The organism is Bacillus sp. T-10(2022), from assembly GCF_056502895.1.
Map to the genome: position 1 here is coordinate 2,460,691 of NZ_CP113518.1, position 21,158 is coordinate 2,481,848.

At 35.7% G+C, this 21,158-nt stretch carries 16 protein-coding genes; 14 read left to right on the forward strand and 2 right to left on the reverse strand.

Annotation, left to right across the window (positions count from 1 at the left end):
- The first annotated feature begins 36 nt into the window (after positions 1–36).
- The 8 genes from OSJ91_RS12020 (at position 37) to OSJ91_RS12055 (ending at position 10,989) form a co-directional block, all read left to right on the forward strand.
- Positions 37–228 carry a hypothetical protein gene (locus tag OSJ91_RS12020; protein WP_485891679.1) on the forward strand — a complete coding sequence of 64 codons (192 nt, stop codon included), beginning with the start codon at positions 37–39 and terminating at the stop codon, positions 226–228.
- A gap of 241 nt (positions 229–469) precedes the next feature.
- A complete protein-coding gene (locus OSJ91_RS12025) occupies positions 470–1,090 on the forward strand; it encodes a hypothetical protein (RefSeq protein WP_485891681.1) in 621 nt (206 codons plus the stop codon).
- Positions 1,087–1,506, forward strand: a complete 420-nt coding sequence (locus OSJ91_RS12030) for a hypothetical protein (RefSeq protein WP_485891682.1) — start codon at positions 1,087–1,089, stop codon at positions 1,504–1,506. Before OSJ91_RS12025 ends, OSJ91_RS12030 begins: the two co-directional genes overlap by 4 nt.
- 540 nt (positions 1,507–2,046) lie before the next feature.
- Positions 2,047–3,933, forward strand: coding sequence for a TnsD family Tn7-like transposition protein (locus OSJ91_RS12035; RefSeq protein ID WP_485891683.1), 1,887 nt, complete (start codon positions 2,047–2,049; stop codon positions 3,931–3,933).
- A 374-nt stretch (positions 3,934–4,307) separates the two neighbouring features.
- Positions 4,308–5,141 carry a heteromeric transposase endonuclease subunit TnsA gene (locus OSJ91_RS12040; RefSeq protein ID WP_063576436.1) on the forward strand — a complete coding sequence of 278 codons (834 nt, stop codon included), beginning with the start codon at positions 4,308–4,310 and terminating at the stop codon, positions 5,139–5,141.
- Positions 5,138–7,318 (forward strand): Mu transposase C-terminal domain-containing protein, encoded by a 2,181-nt coding sequence (locus OSJ91_RS12045; RefSeq protein WP_485891684.1) that lies wholly within the window; start codon positions 5,138–5,140, stop codon positions 7,316–7,318. Before OSJ91_RS12040 ends, OSJ91_RS12045 begins: the two co-directional genes overlap by 4 nt.
- Positions 7,308–8,936 (forward strand): ATP-binding protein, encoded by a 1,629-nt coding sequence (locus OSJ91_RS12050; protein WP_063576435.1) that lies wholly within the window; start codon positions 7,308–7,310, stop codon positions 8,934–8,936. Before OSJ91_RS12045 ends, OSJ91_RS12050 begins: the two co-directional genes overlap by 11 nt.
- Positions 8,937–9,033: 97 nt before the next feature.
- Positions 9,034–10,989: a TnsD family Tn7-like transposition protein gene (locus tag OSJ91_RS12055; protein WP_485891685.1), complete on the forward strand. Its 1,956-nt coding sequence runs from the start codon at positions 9,034–9,036 to the stop codon at positions 10,987–10,989.
- 971 nt (positions 10,990–11,960) lie between these two features.
- Here OSJ91_RS12055 and OSJ91_RS12060 read toward each other — a convergent pair.
- The gene (locus OSJ91_RS12060; protein WP_485891686.1) at positions 11,961–12,983 is read right to left on the reverse strand and encodes an NAD(P)H-dependent amine dehydrogenase family protein; all 1,023 of its coding nucleotides are present in this window, start codon (positions 12,981–12,983) and stop codon (positions 11,961–11,963) included.
- Positions 12,984–13,541: 558 nt separating this feature from the next.
- Here OSJ91_RS12060 and OSJ91_RS12065 point away from each other — a divergent pair.
- The 5 genes from OSJ91_RS12065 (at position 13,542) to OSJ91_RS12085 (ending at position 18,473) form a co-directional block, all read left to right on the forward strand.
- Positions 13,542–14,822: an MFS transporter gene (locus OSJ91_RS12065; protein ID WP_137018415.1), complete on the forward strand. Its 1,281-nt coding sequence runs from the start codon at positions 13,542–13,544 to the stop codon at positions 14,820–14,822.
- Between the two features lie 324 nt (positions 14,823–15,146).
- The gene (locus tag OSJ91_RS12070; protein ID WP_241588830.1) at positions 15,147–15,935 is read left to right on the forward strand and encodes an SDR family NAD(P)-dependent oxidoreductase; all 789 of its coding nucleotides are present in this window, start codon (positions 15,147–15,149) and stop codon (positions 15,933–15,935) included.
- 216 nt (positions 15,936–16,151) lie between these two features.
- Positions 16,152–16,946 (forward strand): alpha/beta fold hydrolase, encoded by a 795-nt coding sequence (locus tag OSJ91_RS12075; protein ID WP_350302384.1) that lies wholly within the window; start codon positions 16,152–16,154, stop codon positions 16,944–16,946.
- 69 nt (positions 16,947–17,015) lie between these two features.
- Positions 17,016–17,264 carry a ferredoxin gene (locus OSJ91_RS12080; protein ID WP_350302385.1) on the forward strand — a complete coding sequence of 83 codons (249 nt, stop codon included), beginning with the start codon at positions 17,016–17,018 and terminating at the stop codon, positions 17,262–17,264.
- Positions 17,265–17,480: 216 nt separating this feature from the next.
- Complete coding sequence (locus OSJ91_RS12085) at positions 17,481–18,473, forward strand: NAD(P)/FAD-dependent oxidoreductase (RefSeq protein ID WP_485891687.1); 993 nt, start codon at positions 17,481–17,483, stop codon at positions 18,471–18,473.
- A 323-nt stretch (positions 18,474–18,796) separates the two neighbouring features.
- Here the strand turns inward: OSJ91_RS12085 and OSJ91_RS12090 are convergent, their stop codons facing one another.
- On the reverse strand, positions 18,797–19,705 hold the full coding sequence (locus tag OSJ91_RS12090) for a LysR family transcriptional regulator (protein WP_350302387.1): 909 nt from the start codon (positions 19,703–19,705) through the stop codon (positions 18,797–18,799).
- Between the two features lie 437 nt (positions 19,706–20,142).
- Here OSJ91_RS12090 and OSJ91_RS12095 point away from each other — a divergent pair, with 437 nt between their 5' ends.
- Positions 20,143–21,117, forward strand: coding sequence for a TAXI family TRAP transporter solute-binding subunit (locus OSJ91_RS12095; protein WP_350302388.1), 975 nt, complete (start codon positions 20,143–20,145; stop codon positions 21,115–21,117).
- Positions 21,118–21,158: the final 41 nt, after the last annotated feature.

A 21,158-nucleotide genomic window follows, 5' to 3' on the forward strand; every position in this document is an offset into this window, starting at 1 on the left:
AAACTAAGGATTCCTTTTTTAGAAAAACAACGAGAAGTGGTAAACTTCAGCGTAAAATATGAAGAAAATGATCTTAAAATTAAGATTTATGCAAATTACGATGTGCAAGCAGTTTATTTAGAAGTTGATGGTGAAGAATCTGTTGTTACTAAAATAGAAGAAGCTGATGAATTATTAAAGCAAAAGGTACCGGAGAAATTAACTAATTGGATTCAAGTGAATCAATAGTTTCTACACTGCTCCTACTGTGAAGTAAGGAGCCTCCAATTTTAATTGATCAATGACCAATAGATAGAATATATGATTGAAGGGATAAAGGAGCATAAATCGTTTAACTATTAATTGTTTTTTTATTAATGGATTCTTTAGTTGAAGATGAAATTATTCGAATTAGACAAATGGGGGTATACGTGTGCGGTTTTTGAAACAATTTCTTATTTTTTCTTGTGTACTATTAGGATTATTACTGATGGTAATATTAGTTACCAAGAATGTCCAAACATTGTACAATGACTCCGATTTTGCTACAGCTTTGTCTGCTTTGTCTACTGCTACAGCTGCAATTGGTGGAATTCTGTTATTGTTTATATCTTATTTTACTTTTCTTGAAACACGACGACAAAGAATTTCTAAGGAAGAGCCAACTGTTACCCTACGACTTGTCCCAGATGAAAAAGATAGCAATTTTTTAAATATTGTCTTAAAAAATTCTGGTGGAGGGCCTGCGTATGATATGCAAGTAATTTTTTCTCCTGATTTGCCATACGGTGATAGTACGCTTAACAACCTAAATATGTTTAGGCGGATGCCACTTTTAGACGCTGGTGAAGAAGTCGTGTTTTTTTATGACTCATTTTTTGATTACATTAACTCCGATAATCCTAAAAAGGTTCTAGCTGAGGTAAGTCATTATACCTTTCCTAAAGAGGAGAGATCAGCGAAGAAAAAGAGGAGAAGTTTTGAACTGAATTTTGAAGAACGATACGGACAAATGCAGCTAGTAAAAAAGGATATGAACAATTTAGTTAATGAAATAGAGGAATTAAAAAATGCAATTATAATTTCATACTTAGAACGTGGTCAAAAATGATTAATAATTTATTTTATAGACAAAATAAAAAAATTGAACCCATAGTTCTTACAGACTGTACACTGATAATTGATTACAAGGCGTATGATTTACATAAAACATTCGTTTTTTTAAAACAAGTTTATAGAGAAGTTACCCAAGTGGGAGACGAATGGATAAAACACCGGAAAAAGTCAGATCTGTATTATCGAGGTTATTTCACAGCTCATAATGCTTATGCCTTTTCAAATATTAGTTCTGACACAAAAGATATCCAGATAATTGGTTATACAGAAAAAAAACAATATCATTTGCTTGAGGTTTCATTTGGTTCTAATTCTAGCTTTGATTTCTTTAGTGGAGATTTTGCTACTAAATTTATTTTCAATGATTATAGAGAAAAGAAATTCACGCGAAGACGATATAAAGGTTTTTAGCATCAGTAAAAGAAACAATCGGCTGCTTACTCTTCTGATCGTTGCATTTTCCTATATATAGTAATGTGTTATAAAATTGGTTATTATCAATTGATCATTTGTTTATATTAAACTAATGGATGCGTTAGTCAAACAAGGAACCTGAACACCAAAATAAAGAAAACTCGCCAATTAAGGAGGCGAGTTTTCTTTATTTTGATGCCAATAGCTATGTCAAATAGATTGTCATTTCTGCAGCCGTTTAGTTATAAGTTAAAGATACTTTTGGAAAACAACAAAGATTGGGGGAAATGGAATTCGAAAGATCCAAAGCCAAGCAAGCGGAAAAGTTTGTTTAAGAAATAAGATTGTTAATCAAAAGCTTCGCACCTATAACTACTGATAGCGTCCTCAAAAATGAGTGTAATTCTACAAAATGAAATACCGTACAATAAAGCTCCTCTCTAAAAAGAGAATCCTATTATTTTATAAGACTGTATAAATTTTAAAAAATATGGAAAATAATAAAGATGTAAATATGTTTAAAGAAAGAGGATGCCAATGATTAATACGTTTCCTTCTCCGTATCCTGATGAAACTTTGTATAGTTTATTAGGTAGATACAGTATGCTTAGCGGTCTTCTTAACTATATTCATATTATGGAAGATTTGTTTGGTGATTCTAATAAACGTTTTGCTCCTGATTTTCCATCTGGTATTGGAATTTTAGTTGATAGGCTAGGAAATGGATATTTCGAAAGAGATATTATTTTTCAACATACACTTTATCCTTACTTTTCTGCATTTATTCCAGAGGAAAGAGCAATAAAAATAATGGAAAAAATGAAAGGTACTGATGGAAGCAATATTCATAACCAAATAGGAATAAATCCAAGTAGTATAGGAATCAAAAGAACTTTAAAACATTGTAGAGAATGTATGGAGGAAGATATAAAGCAATTTGGGGAGACTTATTGGCATAGAGTACATCAGTTACCTGGCGTTATTATTTGCCCTCAACATAATAGCTTACTAATTGAAACGAAGAAAAAACTATATGAGTATGATCGAAAAAAGATTCTTTTAGTTACAGAAGACTTGTTCATAGAACCCTCAACTAACGACATTGATGGTTTTACATTTGAGATTTTAAGTTCATATGCAAAGGAAGCTAAATGGATCCTAAATAAAGATATTAAAATGTCAGACTTAAACTACTATAGAAATAAATACGTATCGATACTCAAAAATATGAAACTTGCCTCTGTAAAAGGTAGGGTATATCAAGAGGAATTATCAAATCGGTTTAAACAAAATTATAAAAATAATTCCTTGTTGCTATTAGAGTCTGAAGTAAAAAAGGAGCAATCTAATTGGCTGGTACAAATAGTTCAAAAACATCAAAAAGTCTTTCATCCCATAAGACATATTTTAGTTATTATGTTTTTGTGTGGTAACTTAAAAACTTTTTATGAAAATGAACATAAATATTTACCTTTTGGTCAGGGACCTTGGCCCTGTTTAAATCCGGCACATAAATTATATCGACAAAAAGTAATATCGCATATCAATATAACTTCGTGTAAAGCTACAGGTAAACCTGTTGCAAATTTTTTATGTGAATGTGGATTTTCTTACTCCAGAAGAGGTCCCGATCTAACTGTAGAGGATCAATTTAAGATTGGTCGAATCGTTAAATATGGAGAATTTTGGAATAGCGAGTTGAGGAGGTTAATATCCTCAGGTTCATCCCTTGGAGATATTGCAAGAAAACTAAAAGTCGATCCTTTTACTGTTAAAAGGAAAGCGGTCTTGTTAAATATTGAATTTTCTTGGAAGGGACAAAATCTTGAAGAGGCTAAAAACTCCATTCGTTTTAAAGATAAAAATAATGGTGCTAGTAAGTCACAAGATATTGTAATAGAAAAGAGAGGCCTTTGGTCCCGACTATTGTCTGCCAACCAAGATTTGGGAGTAACAGGTTTAATCATTTTAAATGGCTCTCTTTATTCTTGGTTATATAAACACGACCGGGAATGGTTAATAGAAAATAGCCCAATTAAGATAAACAAACAAATAAATGGAAAAATTTCCGATTGGGAAAATAGGGATAAAATATTGTATGAAGAAGTTAAAAAGATAATAAATAACTGGGAAAATGATGAGGAAAGACCAACTAGAATAACAAAAACTTTAATGGCTAGAAAAACTGAAAAGCCATATTTGATCATCAAATATGGGCATAAATTACCTAAAACCCTGATGTTAATTAATTCCCATATTGAATCCGATGATAAATATTATATAAGAAAGTTAAAGTGGAGCTTCAAGGTTATGGTATCTGAAGATAAGCAAATTACAGAATTTGGTTTATATAAGAAAGCAGCTATAAAAAAACATTTAGTAAGCCATAAGGTTAAAATGTTTACGAAACGATTATTAATATAAGGCTTATTTCAATGATAATGTTCTTGCACATACCCCAAACAAAGACTTATCTTAATGTTGAAATGAGAAAACCTCGCCTTTGGCGAGGTTATTATTTGAAGAATATTTTCCTTTCTTTATAGAAAATTAAATAATAATTATTTTTATTTTGTGTATATAAACAAATAAATCTGCCTATTAATTATTTTATAAACAAAAAAGAAATATAAAAATAGGATATTCTTTTAAAAAATAAAACTCTCTTTATTTATATTTTCTTTAATAAAAAAAATATTTTTAGCAAAGCTTGTCTAAAGGCCTGATAAATATTGGTCATTGAATTGGACTATTTGGGAGGATACCATATATTTGATAATAAGGATGAAGGTGTATATATGGGATATAAAAAATGGTCAGAAAAAACGATTGAAAAAATGATTAAAAATGGATGCGGCTCCGGTACAGGACAAGAGTATACCCCTTGGATCCATATTAAGGATGTGCCATCAGAAGGTAAGAGTAACAGACCATTAGGTTGGAAAACAAACCGAACACACCAGCTTTTATCGAATTTGGAATTTTTTGTTTTCTTGGGTTATGAATGGTCAGATAATATAGTAGACATACGTGAACAGTTTCCTTTAGACCGCAATATAACTGTGGAATTGGCAGAGAAATTATCCATAAAACATTCTGTTTATTTAGGGACAGATGTGAATGTTGTGATGACTACTGATTTTCTCTTAACAGTTAAAACGGAATCTGGTAGTAAACTGATTGCTAGGTCGGTAAAACCTTCAGATAAAATGTCAGACAGACGAACTATTGAAAAGCTTCAGTTAGAGAAGGCATATTGGGAGAAACAAGGGATAGATTGGAGAATCATAACGAATAAAGAGATAGATGAGAAATTTAGGAAAAATATGAATTGGCTGCACTATTATAAAAGCTCTAGGGGTCTACCTTTTAAACCGGAAATGATTTCATTACTTATAAATGAGTTGAAAACTTTTCTCTACAATTCAAATGAAACTCTTTTGGATTCTTTTGCAAGATTTGAAAGTCATTATAATCTACCAGAAGGAACGGCTATTTTATTATTCCGATATACCCTGGCAAATAAAAAAATGAAAGTCAAAGATATGTTTGTACCAATTGATCTAACAAAAGAAATAATAAAAATCTTGGACGTAACTAGAGTTGACGAACAAGAAGGTGATAGGAATTGATATTTACAAAAAATCAGGTAATAAAAATTAATGATGGTAATAATGGTATTCTCCAAAGGATTCTGTGGGTCGATATTGATTATAGTATAGCTATTACAATCGATCTTGTAGATGAAAAAGCTTGGCCTGAGAAGTTTACTATTAAAACATTGGAAAAATTACTAGCAGATGAACTGTTGGAATTCGTTCAAGATAATATATTCACTGAGATTTACTTTTCTGACGTAGAGTTAAGTAAAAAAGAGATAGAAAATCGAAATAATAGATGGGAGCTGATTAAAGATTTCGCAAGTGTAGAACCAGCAGTTTATTATAAAGATAGCAGGTCCCAGTTAATTAAAAAGAGTTATCCCGATTCGAAGAAAAAAGCACCTCTTAAATATATAAATAAATACCTCCGCTTATATTGGCAAAGAGGAAATATCCTTAACGCTTTATTGCCCAACTATAAAAGCTGCGGGGGAAGAGGCAAGAAAAAAACTCTTAGTGACAAAAAAATCGGAAGACCCAAAACGTATCCTGATGGAAATGATGGTATTAATATTACTCCCGACATTTCTCAAATGTTTGCAAGGGGAATCTTGAAATATAAACCTTCCGAAAAATTATTAATATCAGATTCTTACCACTCGATAATTGAAGAAAATTTCACTAAAAGGGTTTGGTTTGAAAATGGCGAAAAAAAACTTGAATTGGAGGATGTAAGGCCAACTATACGTCAATTTAGATACTGGTATCTGACTACGCCACTCCTGAATAGTGAAAAAAGAAATATCTTCAAGAAGGGACCAAGAAAGCATTTACTTCAGGACCGGCCCTTGTTAGGGGTATCCGATCAATATATTTCCGGTCCAGGTGAACAATACCAAATAGACTCCACAGTTGCTGATGTTTATCTGGTGTCCGAAAAAAATCCTGACCTTGTGATAGGTAGACCAACAGTTTACTTTGTGATAGATGTGTTTAGTCGTATGGTTGCAGGTTTGTATGTTGGGCTGGAGAATGCCTCCTGGCTTGGGGCTACTATGGCAATGGTAAATACAATAACCGATAAAGTGAAATTTTGTGCAGAATATGGAATAACAATTACAGAGGACCAATGGCCTGTTCACCATTTCCCAGAAAGTATATTTGCTGATAGAGGTGAATTTAAGGGATACAAGGCAGAACAACTAAATAGATCCTTTGGAATAAGGTTAGAGAATGCCCCTCCATATAGAGCAGATTTAAAAGGTATTGTAGAGCAATTCTTCAGAGTTACAAATAGGAGGATTAAGCCCTTTATTCCAGGTTCTGTCACAAAAGATGGGTTAGAGCGCGGAGAGAGAGATTATCGTCTAGACGCAACCCTTACACTAAAAGAATTTACAAAAATTATTATCCGCTCTGTTTTACTCCATAATAATTCACAATGGATAGATAAATATAAGCCTGATGCTGAAATAGTCGCTAATGATGTTCAACTTATTCCCAAACACCTTTGGAGATGGGGGATTGGAAACAGATCTGGTCTATTAAAGGATTTTTCGGAGGATTACGTAAAATTGCAATTGATGGAAAGAAAAAAAGGTTCTATTACTAAAATGGGCATCCATTTTGAAAGAGACGTGTATAACAAATGTGAGAGAGCGGAAAAAGAAGGATGGTATCAGGATGCAGCTTTCGGCAGAAAAGAAGTTTGGCTTGCCTATGACCGCAGAAGTATGAATCAAATATATCTTATGACAAAAGATGGTTTTGAAGTTTGTTATCTTCCGGAACATTACAAACTCTATAGTGATATTTCATACGAAGAATTTCAGGTAATGAAAAAAATACAAGAAATAAATAAAAGGAAAGGTGAAAAGGAGAGAACAGAAGACTTCTATAACTATAAGAACGCTATAAATGATGAAATCGATAAATCTGTAAAAAAAAGGAAGGAACAAACCGAGAACCCTAGTAAAAGAGAAAAGACAAAAAATATTAGAGAAAACAGGAAGGTTGAAAAGGAAGAAAATCGTAAAAACGAGGCCTTTAACTTAGAAAAGGAACAAGAGAAGTCTAACAGCAAGAGTCAAAATATTCCGGAAAATGAGATCCGAGAAAAAACTGTTGAAGATATTGAAGAGGTTTCTCCAGAACTGGAGTTGTTGCTTCAATTACAAAAGGAGTTGGATTCTGAAGATGCATCCTAATATGCACTTTCCAGAAGCAATCTATAACAAACAGCCTCTAATCGAATATCAAGATAATCCTTTAATTGAAGCTCTGCCTCCAATACTATCTATAGGTGAAGTAGCAAGGATTATGACCGTCAAACCACCTTTTAATGATGAAGAAAAGCAATTAAGCAACGAATTGCGTTTTCATTGCTTACAACGTATTTTTGATTACTTTCAGCCTTTTGAGGCACATTTAGCATTGGAAAGAAAAATTTCAGCGATTATCAGGCAGGGATATATAAATCGTAACCCTTTAGATAGGGATCACACCATTTATATGAACAAAAGTTATCAGGCATTAATGCAAGGTAAAATGCCGGAGTTAGATCAAGCAAATAAGAAGAGAAGAGTTCAAGGATTTTCGATTATAGGAGTGTCTGGTACCGGAAAGTCTACGGGGGTGGAAAGAGTTTTAAATATCTATCCCCAAGTATTAAGGCATTCTAAATATAATGAAAATAGCCTAATTATAACACAAGTTCCTTGGTTGAAATTGGAATGCCCTTCAGATGGGTCTACAAAAGGTTTGTGTAATGCCTTTTTTATGGAGATGGATAAATTGTTAGGAACGGATTATTTTTCTAGACATCAAGGTAAAACAGCTACAAACACTTTATTACCCTTAATGGGCCATATTGCCAGGGCTCATCATTTGGGTGTATTAATTGTAGACGAAATTCAGCACCTCAGTTTGCAACAAAGCGGCGGAAAAGAAAATATGCTTAATTTCTTTGTTACATTAGTAAATACAATTGGCATTCCTGTGATTCTAATTGGCACAAATAAGGCTTTTGATATTTTGAATGGGGAATTTCGACAAGCATTACGTGGAACAGGGCAAGGTAATAGTCCTTGGATGAGGATGGAAAGAAATAAGACTTGGGATTTGTTAATGACTGGTTTATGGAAATATCAGTGGACAAAAATTCCTGTAGAGCTCAACGATGAACTTAAAGACATTTTATATGATGAGAGTCAAGGTATTTTGGATTTAGCAAAGAAGATTTTTTTCTTATCTCAAATGGATGCAATCTTTAAGGGTACTGAGAAAATAACAGGAGAATTTATGAGAAGCTCCTCTAGAAACTATTTAAAGCTTTTAAAACCAATGTTGGATGCGTTGAGATCAGGGGATTCAGAAAAGCTAAAAAAGTATGAAGATTTAAAACCAGTGGATTTCGAGGAATACGTTGAGGGATTAAAAGAACGTATTTATTTAGAAAACTTTATGGAGTATGAAGCGGAAAAAACAAAAGAATCTGAACAGGATTTGAGAAGAATGTTGGTTGCAAAACTAGCAGAGAAAATCAGAGACAGTAAAATTGTACAGGATTCGGTAAAAACATTGTTCAATACACTAAACGTCACAAATTATGATATTCAACATCTTTATGATAAAGCATTACAAATTGCTGAAGAAAAAGTAAACAAAAAAATGAATCAAAAGAAGAAGAGTCAAACTAAGGGTAACTATGAAGGAAACGACTTAAGGAAGCTATTAGAAGAATCAATAAAAAATCAACGTTCTGTATATGATGTTTTATATGAGAATGACTTAATTGCAAGTCCATATGAGGATTTTAAGTATTAAAGGAAAAGACACAACAAGATGAAGGTGTTGCTATAAAGGTGGTGTAGTTAGATATTTAACTCTTTTTCCAACAACTTTACTTAAATAACAGGATTATATGAATGAAAACGGGGTGGTAGAAATGATAACTTTTTTCCCAACACCTTATCCAGATGAAACCCTTTATAGCATCATTGCAAGGTACCATATATATTCTGGTAATATGACTTATAAACATACGATTACAAATTTACTAGGGATAAGAGTATGGAGAGCTAAATGGGATATGCCTTCTCATATTGGTGTGTTACAAAGTAGAATACCAGATATAGGATTAACCACAGATGATTTAATCTATAACCATACCTTGTACCCTTATTATTCAGCTTTTTTGCCTGAAGAAAAGCGGTTTATCATTAAAAATCAGATGATTGATAGTAATGGTTCAGGAATTACAAGAAGTTTGAGCACGGGAAGTAGTGATATAAAAATTGAGAAATTATTATGTCACTGTAAGCACTGTATGGAAGAGGATATTGAAAATTTTGGAGAATCTTATTGGCGGAGAACACACCAGATACCTGGTGTGTTTGTATGCCCTGACCACCAAGTTCCTCTTATGACTTCTAGTAAACAATTAATTGAATTTAATAAACATCATTTTAGCACACCTAATGAGGATTTTTTTTTAAATGCCAATACTCTACACTTTGAAAAAGAAGTTTTAAATCAATTATTAACATATGCGATTGAAGTGAAATGGCTATTAAATGAGAGAGAAGTCGACTTGGAGTTTAAAACTCTTGAAAATTACAAAGCCTTGCTTAAAACGAATGGATATATACGCAGTAGGTACGTAAATCTAAGGAAGTGGAGAAAGGACTTTGAGAACTTTTACAGTAAAGAACTATTGGAATTGCTCTCCTCTGCTTCAAGGGGGTCGGAGAACGGTTGGTTTGATAGTATCTTTCGGCAAGGGAACAGTAGTATTCATCCACTTAGACATATATTAGTAATAATTCTCTTAAGTGGGAGTTTGCGGGAATTCTTTTCAGGTAACATTCAAGCAAAAAAAGACTTGAAAACACCACCACCTTTCCTTGAAGCAAAAAAGGATTTGAAAACACCACCACCTTTCGGCAATGGTCCTTGGATGTGCTTGAATCCAGCTCATAGTGATTATGGAAAGGATGTTATAAAAGAGATTGAAATAGTTGAGTGTGGGAGTACAAATCAACCGATAGGGAGATTTAAATGTAAATGTGGATTTTCTTATTCAAGAAAGGGACCTGATCTGGTAGAAAGTGATAAATTTAAAATCGGAAAAATCACTGATTTTGGTCCTGTATGGAAAGAAAAGCTTAAGCAATTAATTAAACAGGGGAACACAATGAAGGATATTGCGAAAAAGTTAAATGTATCTCCCAATACTATAAAGCGTTATGCTACATTAATGAACTTATCATATTCTTGGAAAGGCGAGCAACTGGAACAAACGTTAATAAGTCAAAAATTTAGCGATAAAATATCGAAAAAAGGAGGAACCAATGAAAATATTAAACACCGAAGAGCGGAATGGTTAAATCTCCTTGAATCGGTCGAAAATGAAAGATACAGAGATACAGTATCACAGTGGCTTAGAAAATACGATAATGAGTGGCTTAAAAAGAATAAGGTGAAGAAAGGGAAAAGGAGTATAAAGAAAATTAACTGGCAGAAAAGGGATGAACAACTGTTAGTTGAAGTGAAGACAATAGTGGAAAACTGGGACCTTTATGAACATCATCGACCCAAGAGAATAACAAGAAATAGTATCTCTAATAAATTAAAGTCACCTTCTGTAGTTAAGGCAATGAGGGGGAGCATCCCCTTAACTCAAAAATATATTGATTCGATATGTGAAACTCTAGAGCAATACCGTTTGCGAAAGTTGAAATGGGCGGTTAAAGAAATGCGTGCATATAACGACCCATTAACCAAAACCAAATTATTAAAAAAAGCAGGTATAAGTGGAACAAGTATTCTCCCAAGTCATAAACGATTCATAAATGAGGTAATTATTGGTATATGGTAATACAATAATAAATATATCTAGAGTAATAGGAATAGATATTAAGGACCAAAGGGTGCGTAGTCTCCTATCACTCCTGTAAACGAAAAGTTGTATCATACAGATTATGTTTACTGGCTTTCTCATTAAGGGTAACCAATTTTAGTTCGAGCGAAATAAATAAGTGCTTTCAATCTTTAAAAGTGAATCTTAGTTTTTTTACAAAAATATTTGATTCGTCTACCCATATAGTTAATAGCCGAATTAGATAGAAATTGATACAAGAGAGTTTAATAAAGAGACCTATGACTAATGCGGAAAGAAGCGGTTTATTCTGCTTTATGATCAACATCAATTTGCTATAAAGAATAGGTTATGATTTTTGGATAAGCAGGGAAGATTAACTGATATTAAGTTGAAAGAAGAGTTTGGGAATTGTACCTACCCTGCTTACCTACCCTGCTTATATTTACAATAAAGTGTTAGCTGCTTCCAAAAGTTGTGATTTATTATTCTGTGAAGATAAAGAAGTAATGGAAAAAATAATGAAGGAAATCGGAATAGATGAAAAGGAAGTTGTTAGAAGTAAATAATCTTTGAACTACAATGCCCGATCTACAAATGAATCGTAAAATTTTCCGACTTTTTTGTAACGGGTTCTTTATACTTTTTTCCAACTTTATTTTTTTAATTATAGTTTTAAGGCCGTTAATTAAAGGGTTTTAAGGAGTTATATTTTCCGTATTTTTTGTAACCTAACACACATTAATGAAAATAGTAAAATCATGTCATTTTCGGAATATATTTTTCTGAAATAAGATAACTTACATAAAATGGTCGATTCCTACATACTACATATAGGAAGTAAAGCCACCGCTTATGGTGGTTTTTTGTCATGCTGGCATGCTCAGCTGAACCAAAACGAAAAGGTGAACCATTCGGGGTTCACCTTTTCCAATATCGTAAGACTTTATCGCAAGATTGTTGGTTAGCCGTTACAAACGCACCAAGTCTGTTTGATTTATATTTCTAGGCACCCCGATGTCAGCCATTGTAAGTAAACCTGGTTTACGGAGCGCATCAATTTGCTTAGCGGTATTGATAATCATTGCTGCGGTGGCGGTATCTCCAAAAATGCCGTTTGGAACAATCAACCTTTGGGTTTCGTTACCCTCAATAACGATTTCATCTTCCTGTTTAATACCTGCAGACATCGTTAAATCCAAGGAAATTTCCTTTCCGTCCACCGTCTTGCCAGTGGAAATTTGATGAAGCCCATTAACATCCCCTGGTTTTAAGACAGTTAGCGGGACTGTCATTTCTTCGCTTGCAATCGTTGGCTCTATGGTATTGGTTACATTTGAAAGTTTCCAATTCAGCCCATAAGCGATCAACCTGACAGACTCCTCAAGTCCTACATGCCCAATTTTATTCCGCTCAGCTAAAAATTCAAACTCTTCCCTGGTCATCCCGATTCCGACCTTTTTTTGTAAGGGGAGGCGCCTTTTCGAAACATCCACTTTACGATTGACCTTAATTTGGTTAACCGTGGTCAATACTGTCGTAAATGAAATGGCCATAGTATCCATGATGTACCCTGGATTGATTCCGGTCCCAATGACACTAAGCCCTTTAGCTTTAGCATAATCATCTATTTCCTTTGCAAGTAGAGGGTAGCGATGCCAAGGGAAGGAAAGCTGTTCACAGGTGGAAACCACTGAAAATCCGTGATCTAGAAGCTCTTTGATTTGGGGCCATACTTGTTGTGCGTCGGAGCCGGTTGCATGTAGGGCGATAGGGTGGCCAGCTTCGGTATTTACATCCCGTATATGAGAGACTACACACTTGTTGGTTTCCTTTTCATGGATTAGTAACCCAATATCCTTTCCTACCTTATCGGGAGCAATATCGACAACACCGATAATCGATTGCGGATTCGTTTGATAAGCACTGCGGAGAATTTCAATTCCGATGGGGCCCAGCCCGAATACTGCGAATTCAGAATAGTTCATAGACATTCATCTCTCATCCTTTCAAATAACTTATAACAAAATGCTAACATTGGCTGATAAATAATAAAAATAGTTAATTTTTATATCTTTATAATGAATCGTTATAAAAGGAAAGACGGCAATGAATGAGGTGAGATATTGGAGAATCATACTACTATTTTGGGGTTACATATGCGGGAATTGCGAAATGGCGGTTCAAGACTCAAGCGGCAGCATTTGGACATTATTTAACTAAGGCTCGAGAATTAGCAGAAACGTTATCTGGTTTTATGTGATAAAGGGTTAAGGTATTGTTTCAGGTTGTTTTGTTCGAAGCAATGCCTTTAATAGTTTTGTATATAAAACTACTTTTTCTGTTGGGAAAAATATTAATCTGAATAATATTGACTATTATGAAAATTCAATATAACATTAAATATCGGTAACATTGTTTTTTATATAAAACAATAGTTGCTGCTATCTTTTGAAAGGGGGAATTGGTAAAGTTGCTAGTTTGACAGGCATTTTTTTTTTTTAGAAATCATGAAAGCGTATTCAAAAGAGCTGCTATAAGGGGGAAATAACATGTTACAAGGTCAAAAAAGATGGTTGTACATTGCGATTCCTATTTTTTTCTTCTGGTTTTTCGGCCAGATTGATAAAGTAGGTATCTCTGTTATCCAAACCGATCCGGGATTTTTAAGTGATCTTGGTTTAACTGGCCCGGATAAAAATGCGAAAATTGGCTTGATCTCCTTTATATTCATGATTTCATACTCCTGTTCCAACATTTTTTGGGGAGTTATCATCGACAAGTTAGGGGCACGGAAAACAGCAGTTTTAGGTTTACTGGTATGGACAGCGACAATGGTAATGGGCGGGCTGTCCACTTCATACGAAATGTTTTTAATCAGTAGGGTAATCCTCGGAATTGGGGAAGGTATGATGATCCCGATATCGGGAAAATTCATTTCGAATTGGTTTAATAAACGAGAGCTTGGCAGGGCACAGTCATTCTGGATCACTGGAAACTACCTTGGCCCGGCAGTGGGTACCGTTATGCTCATACTAATTATTTCAACGTTTCATTGGCAGGCCGCGTTCTTTGCTCTCGCCGCTTTTAACTTGTTTATAAATATTCCAATGTTCCTGTTTTTGGCTCGTAATACGCCAGAAGAGCATCCACGCATGAGTAAAGAAGAAGTCTCCTATATTCGCCAAAAAGACGAAGCGGATGATGTGCAGTCGAAGCAATTCTTTGCAAAGGATTATCGTTATTGGATTGTCTGGTTTGGCAATTTGATGTCGTCCTTTCTTTTCTTTGGAATCAGTATTTGGCTGCCTACATATCTCGTTGAGGCCAAAGGGTTTGAAAGGGAAGCAATGACTGGTATTACTTCATTATCGTGGCTATTCGCGCTTGGATTTGTCCTGGCTGGCGGATTTCTGGCGGACAAAACGAAGCGTCCGAGCTTACTTGCGACAATTCTTTTCATACTAACAGCTGTATTTTTGACAATCGCTGTCATTGCACCAAATCCTATTTTCGCTGGCGTTTCCATGGGGCTCGCCATGGGAACTCAAGGAGGTATGTTTCACCTGACCAATTTCTTCATCATCAAATTTTCAACACCTGAAACAGCTGGCCGCGCAGCCGGTTTAATGGGATTCACAAATATTATGGGTGGATTTTCAAGCTACATTATGGGGTGGAGCCGCGATTTGTCTGGCGGTGATTTTGGTCCCTCCATTGCCATGCTGATTGTAGCAGCCATTCTTGGGTTTGTGGCGTACTTATTTATGATTAAACAAGAAGTTGCCGAATATCACCTAAGTAATGCGACAGGAAACAAAGTAACACTATAAGCGCTAAAAAGTTAATATGTTTTTTAGAAGGGTTTCTCGGTAAGATTGGCGCTAGAATCTTACTGAGAAACCACAAAAAAATCATACTTATTGACGAGTGCCGCAGTAGTAAGGATAACCGCAGAATGATATAGACAGTGTATTCCCGAACGATCGTTTCAGTTTTTTTACATTGACAATAAAGCGATTACATTTTAGAATTATTTATATAAAAAACATTGTTTTGTGTATAAAACACTATGTGGTCGTTATGAAAAAATATGTGCTCGCGATCTTTGTATAACCGTTCATCACGTTTGAAAGATAATAGAAGGGGTGGAGACAATGGGCATGGCCTTAAAAGATAAAGTCGTATGGATTACAGGGGGAGCTTCTGGAATTGGAGAGGCTGTCACTCGCCGTTTTATACAAGAAGGAGCAAAAGTGAGCATTATCGGCCGCTCTAAAGACACGTTAGCGAAAATGAAGGAAGAATTTGGTGAAAATATCCTTACATATCAGGGAGATGTAAGCAAATACGAAGACAATGAGCAAGCGGTCCAAGCTACTGTTGAGCAATTCGGAAAGTTGGATGTTTTCGTGGCGAATGCCGGCGTGTTCGATGGATTTGCCAAATTTGCCGATGTGACTCCTGAGGCGCTTTCCGAAGCGTATGATTTCCTTCTCAATATTAACGTAAAAGGCTCTTTTTTCGGGGCGAAAGCCGCTCTTGAAGAACTGAAAAAAACAAATGGCAATATTATTTTTACCGTCTCCGGTGCAAGTTTTTATCCAGATGGCGGCGGTGTTTGGTATACAGCGAGCAAACACGCCCAAATTGGATTGATGCGCCAGCTTGCGTTCGAACTATCTCCTTCCATCCGGGTAAATGCGGTAGCCCCAGGGGGGACATTGACAGCACTTACTGTGATCCCGCCGCTGCGTCCATTTGTGAAAATCGTCGATAATGATACGAAAGCAAGCAGCATTAAAAAACGGAATATCCTTCAACTTGCCCAGATGCCGGAAGATCACGTTGCGGCGTATGTACTGTTAGCTTCCGACGAATCACGCGCCATCACCGGTGAGGTCATTTCCAGCGATGGCGGATTGTCAGTGCGAGGACTTGGCTAAGCTGGCACAGTTCTTTAATACTGTTTTAGCTAAATTAGAAGGGAACGGAAGTGGGATTTCCTGCTTAACTTCAGGATAGGAAGCACTTTCATAATAGAAAAGAAAGCTAGTTCCAAGCGAAATATAAAAATAGTTTATCATTCGCTTTTTTAGAAAGATATTTCAAGTACAGGTGTTTTAAGAGTCAGAGATTCACCTTAAAAGGGGATTGATATTATGCCATACGTAAAAGTAGAAGATTTAAGCATTCATTATGAAATAGAAGGTCATGGAGAACCTTTAGTATTATTACACGGCATGAGTAATAATTCACAGTCATGGAAGGAGCAAATCCAGGAATTAAAGGAGCATTATACAGTAATTGCATGGGATGCACCGGGTTATGGGAAAAGTTCAGATCCAGCAGAAGAATTTAAGTATTTCAAAGAGTTTGCACGTATTCTGAACGGCATGCTAGATCAGCTAAAGTTGGAAAAAATCCATCTGCTTGGCCATTCAATGGGAGCGGCAATCGCGATAGAGTTCTGTAGCCTGTACCCTGATAAGATTAATAAACTTATATTGGCCGATTCGACAAGAGGGGCTGCTGCTCTAACCCCAGAGGAGAACGAGACGAAATTGAAAAATCGATTATTTTCAATTGAAAACCTTTCTACTGAGGAGATCGCGGAAAAGAGGATACAAGCATTGCTATCTCCCCATGCTTCAGAAAAAGTCTATAAGCGAGTAAAAGAGATTATGACACAGGTAAGACCGGCAGGATATCGTTCGGTAGCAAATTCACTTTATCATCTGAATCAAATGAGTTTGTTATCTCATATAAATGTCCCTGTTCTTGTAATTTGTGGAGAGTTGGATACTGTAACTCCTATAAAGGAGTCGGAAGCAATTCATGAAGAGTTAATGAACTCCCGGCTCGTGATAATTCCAGAAGGCGGGCATCTGTGTTATCAGGAAAATCCTGAAAAGTTTAATTCGAGCATTTTGGAATTTTTGAACGATATTGAGTAGGAAAAGGCTTCTGCAAATACCTTAGTAAAAAACCAGGGCCTAGATTAGAGAGAGGAATGGATAGAGATAATGGCTAATTATACAATCGTGGATAAAGAAACTTGTATTGCTTGCGGAGCTTGTGGTGCTTCAGCTCCGGATATTTATGATTACGATGAAGAAGGTATTGCGTTCGTTATATTGGATAATAATGTTGGGGCAGCGATTATACCTGATGAACTTGAGGACGATATGATAGATGCTTCAGAAGGATGTCCAACCGATTCTATAAAAGTGGCTCAATTATCCTTTGATGGTAACCCTAATAAATTTGAATAATAATTCTAGGTGCGTTTGTGACAGATAATAGCTTTATAGATTTTTAAACTGGTGACATATCCAGATTGTCTTTGAAAGGGTGGATATTCAATTGCTCTTATCCATCATTTCTGGAATTCGAAAAAGAAAGAATTACTTGTAGGCTAGTACATCCCTTACCACCAATAAATCATATTCAGTATGAGCAACCATCCTGGAAGAAAAGGAGTGATTACATTGACAGAAGAAAAAACGGTCTATGACATAACAATTATTGGCGGCGGCCCAGTTGGTTTGTTTACGGCGTTTTATGGAGGAATGAGGCAAGCAAAGGTGAAAATCCTTGAAAGCCTTCCTCAATTGGGAGGACAGCTATCAGCCCTTTATCCCGAAAAATTCATTTATGATATAGCTGGTTTTCCAAAAGTAAGGGCCCAGGAATTGATAGATAATTTAAAAGAACAAATGAAAGTATTTGAACCAACAATTTGTCTTGAAGAAGCAGTTGAACAGATGGAAAAGCAAGCAGACGGAACATTTAAAATCACTACAAACCTCGATACTCATTTTTCTAAATCAGTAATCATTACTGCTGGAAATGGAGCCTTTCATCCCCGTAAACTGGAATTGGAAGATTCAACACAGTTCGAAAATAAGAATTTGCATTATTTCGTGAATGATATGAACCGCTTTAAAGGAAGAAAAGTGGCGATTCTTGGCGGTGGGGATTCTGCTGTTGATTGGGCCCTTATGTTAGAGCCGATTGCTGAAAAGGTAACATTGATACACAGAAGAGATAAATTCCGTGCCCATGAACATAGTGTGGAAAAATTAGTGAATTCCTCTGTTGAGGTCAAAACACCTTATATTCCCTCCGAATTGGTAGGAGCAGAAAGAATTACGCAAATTGTTTTAGAACACACTAAGACGCAACAAAAAGAAGTGATTGATATAGATGATTTAATTATTAATTACGGATTTGTCTCTTCTCTTGGTGCGATTAAAGAATGGGGACTAAACATCAACAAAAATGCAATTGTCGTTAATTCCAAACAAGAAACGAATATTCCAGGCATTTATGCAGCCGGGGATATTTGTACGTATGATGGAAAGGTTAAATTAATTGCATCCGGATTTGGTGAAGGTCCTACGGCAGTCAATAATGCCAAAGCCTATATTGATCCGATGGCGAAAGTTCAGCCGTTGCATAGTACTTCCTTATTTGGCTAACCTCTATCTAGCTACATGGCTCTTCTGAAGAAATGAATTAGTACATAGGCGAGACCCTTAAAGATGGATGGGGGTGGGCGATTGTCCTGAATTTAATGGAAATGAAAAGTAAATAGAGGCTTTCCAGGTTTTGTTGCCTAACAAAGGGAACAGGCTAATATGACAGTAAAATAAAAAGTCGAATTCCTTCTCAGCAAGGAATTCGACTTTTTAGATTGTTTTAACCAATACCCGTATTGTGATACTCCGCTTAATTCTTCGAAGACAAATTCCAGGAACTCCAAAAACATTTGTCGTTTTGCTGCCTTTTCCAGTCTAGAATCTCATTTATCATGAGAATGATCATTCTCTAACGTTTTCAAAATATGCTTGGTCAGAATGGATGTATCCGTGCTTTTCCAAACTGCCGATATGGAACTGAATAATTCCGAGTTATCGATGTTCAAGGCTTTAACTTGGCTTTTTCCCAACAAACTCACCATATCTTCCGGCATGAGGGCTACGCCGAGGTTATTGGATATTAGATTGGCGATCGTCAGTAATTCAGAGCCTTTACATAATTCTTTTGGTGAAAATCCAGCAGTCATGCAAGCTTTTTCCAAAAGGAATTGAAGGGAGTGTGCTTGAACGGCATCATAATGGATAAAAGGTTCGTCTTTTGCTTCGTATAAATGTATCGCATCCTTTTGGGCCAGTGGATGATCAATGGAGACGACTAATTGTAAAGGGAACCTCATGAATTCAATCATGCTTAATCCTTCATTGGCGATGATGTTACTGTGAATGGGCGTTCTGATGAAACCGATATGATAATTTTGTTGGTTTACGAGTTTTACAGCTCTTGAGGATGTTGTTTCATGCACGTAAAATTCTGTATCCGGGTATTCCCCCACTATCTTTTTCAATAACTTCGGGATATATATACTAGCTGCAGAGGGGACGGTAGCAATCTTCAATTTAGGCTTGGGGATGGCTTTATTTTCAACTATGTAATTTACTGTTTTCTCAATATCTTCAAAGGAAGGAGCAAGTTTTTTATAGATGTACTCTCCTTCTTCCGTCAATGTAATTTTTCTTGTGGTTCGATTCAAAAGTTTAAAGCCTAATTGTTTTTCGAGGGATAAAATCTGTTGGCTAAGTCCGGGCTGGGATATATGCAGGGTTTTGGAAGCCTCACTGAAACTAAGATGGTTAGAAACCTCTATGAAATAGCGGAGGGATAGGAAATTCAAACAATCACCCACTTCAGTTGGATTTGAAAATACAGAGCTAAAATGGCTGGAAAAGAAAGGGTTGGACAGTTGATTCCCTCTCAAACAAAGCTGGATATAACGATTAAAGGCTAGGAAGATCGTTTTATAACATCTACTTATAAGTTTATAACAATAATATATTTCTAAAATGGAAGAGTCAATATTATCCTTAAAGAAAGGAAGAATAGGTAATAAAAGGTAAAATATTACTATTGGATAGCGAATTTTCCTTGTTTTTAATAGGTGTTTTTACACATTTAAGCTTGGTGATTGGATTTCTATAAAACTATTTAATGTAATACTAGTGCTTTTGGATGGTGTGTCTAATTTTGTAAAAAAAGGGAAAGTAAGGTGGTCGGTAGAATAATAACATTATCATCTTTTGCAGATGATGAAAACACATGAGGGGGAGTTTTATGAAAAAATTTCATAAGTGCTTTTTATTGGTCATGATTTTGACGGTATCCGGTATTATTACTGCCTGCGGAGACAGTAAAACAGGTGTCTCGGGCAGCGGAAACCAAAATTTGAGTTTGTTGACTGGTGGTACGGGAGGTACATACTATCCGCTCGGAGGGCAAATTGGAAAAATCATTTCCGATAAAACAAAAGCGAACATAACACCTCAGACATCTGGCGCCTCCGCCGAAAACATGGAAACGTTAAGGGCTGGAGAGGCTGAAATCGCTTTTTCGCAAACGGATATCGCCGCATATGCACTTGAAGGAACGGAAATGTTCGACGGGAAACCCATTGACAATATAATGGCGATCAGCTCTTTATATCCTGAAACTGTTCAAATTGTAACGACTGCAAAAAGCGGAATTAAATCAATCGAGGATTTAAAGGGTAAAAAGGTATCAGTAGGTGCACCGGGTTCTGGTGCATATATCAATGCCATGCAAATCCTGGAGATTCATGGTTTGTCTGAGAAAGATATTAAAGGACAAAATCTGTCCTTCGATGAGTCGGCCGAAGGAATTCAAGCAGGAAATATTGACGCAGCTTTCATTACTGCCGGAACACCAACAGGTGCAGTTGAGGCGCTATCCGTACAAAATGATATCATGGTCCTGCCTATTGCAGAGGACAAAATTCAAGCATTGGTTAAAAAGTATCCATACTATGCTGAAGATACAATTCCAAGTGGAACGTACAAAATCAAATCCGAGGTAAAAACAGTTGCAGTTAAAGCGATGTTAGTGGTTACAAAGGATCTTGATGAAGATTTAGTTTATGAAATGACTAAAGCTGTTTATGACAACACAGATCAAATCACACATGCAAAAGGCAAGTTCCTTACAGCAGAAACTGCCCTAGAAGGATTAGGGGAAATGGAAGTGCATCCTGGAGCAGCAAAATACTTTAATGAAAAAGGTGTTTCCAAGTAATGCAATTGGGTCGGTAGCTCGCTTTATGTGGCCTATCGACT

What these genes read in the sequence shown, in the direction of transcription:
- OSJ91_RS12070 (WP_241588830.1), top strand. Translation starts at nt 15,147, where the DNA reads ATGGGCATGGCCTTAAAAGATAAAGTCGTATGGATTACAGGGGGAGCT.
- OSJ91_RS12050 (WP_063576435.1), top strand. Translation starts at nt 7,308, where the DNA reads ATGCATCCTAATATGCACTTTCCAGAAGCAATCTATAACAAACAGCCT.
- OSJ91_RS12095 (WP_350302388.1), top strand. Translation starts at nt 20,143, where the DNA reads ATGAAAAAATTTCATAAGTGCTTTTTATTGGTCATGATTTTGACGGTA.
- OSJ91_RS12025 (WP_485891681.1), top strand. Translation starts at nt 470, where the DNA reads ATGGTAATATTAGTTACCAAGAATGTCCAAACATTGTACAATGACTCC.
- OSJ91_RS12075 (WP_350302384.1), top strand. Translation starts at nt 16,152, where the DNA reads ATGCCATACGTAAAAGTAGAAGATTTAAGCATTCATTATGAAATAGAA.
- OSJ91_RS12030 (WP_485891682.1), top strand. Translation starts at nt 1,087, where the DNA reads ATGATTAATAATTTATTTTATAGACAAAATAAAAAAATTGAACCCATA.
- OSJ91_RS12080 (WP_350302385.1), top strand. Translation starts at nt 17,016, where the DNA reads ATGGCTAATTATACAATCGTGGATAAAGAAACTTGTATTGCTTGCGGA.
- OSJ91_RS12055 (WP_485891685.1), top strand. Translation starts at nt 9,034, where the DNA reads ATGAATGAAAACGGGGTGGTAGAAATGATAACTTTTTTCCCAACACCT.
- OSJ91_RS12060 (WP_485891686.1), bottom strand. Translation starts at nt 12,983, where the DNA reads ATGTCTATGAACTATTCTGAATTCGCAGTATTCGGGCTGGGCCCCATC.
- OSJ91_RS12040 (WP_063576436.1), top strand. Translation starts at nt 4,308, where the DNA reads ATGGGATATAAAAAATGGTCAGAAAAAACGATTGAAAAAATGATTAAA.
- OSJ91_RS12035 (WP_485891683.1), top strand. Translation starts at nt 2,047, where the DNA reads ATGATTAATACGTTTCCTTCTCCGTATCCTGATGAAACTTTGTATAGT.
- OSJ91_RS12065 (WP_137018415.1), top strand. Translation starts at nt 13,542, where the DNA reads ATGTTACAAGGTCAAAAAAGATGGTTGTACATTGCGATTCCTATTTTT.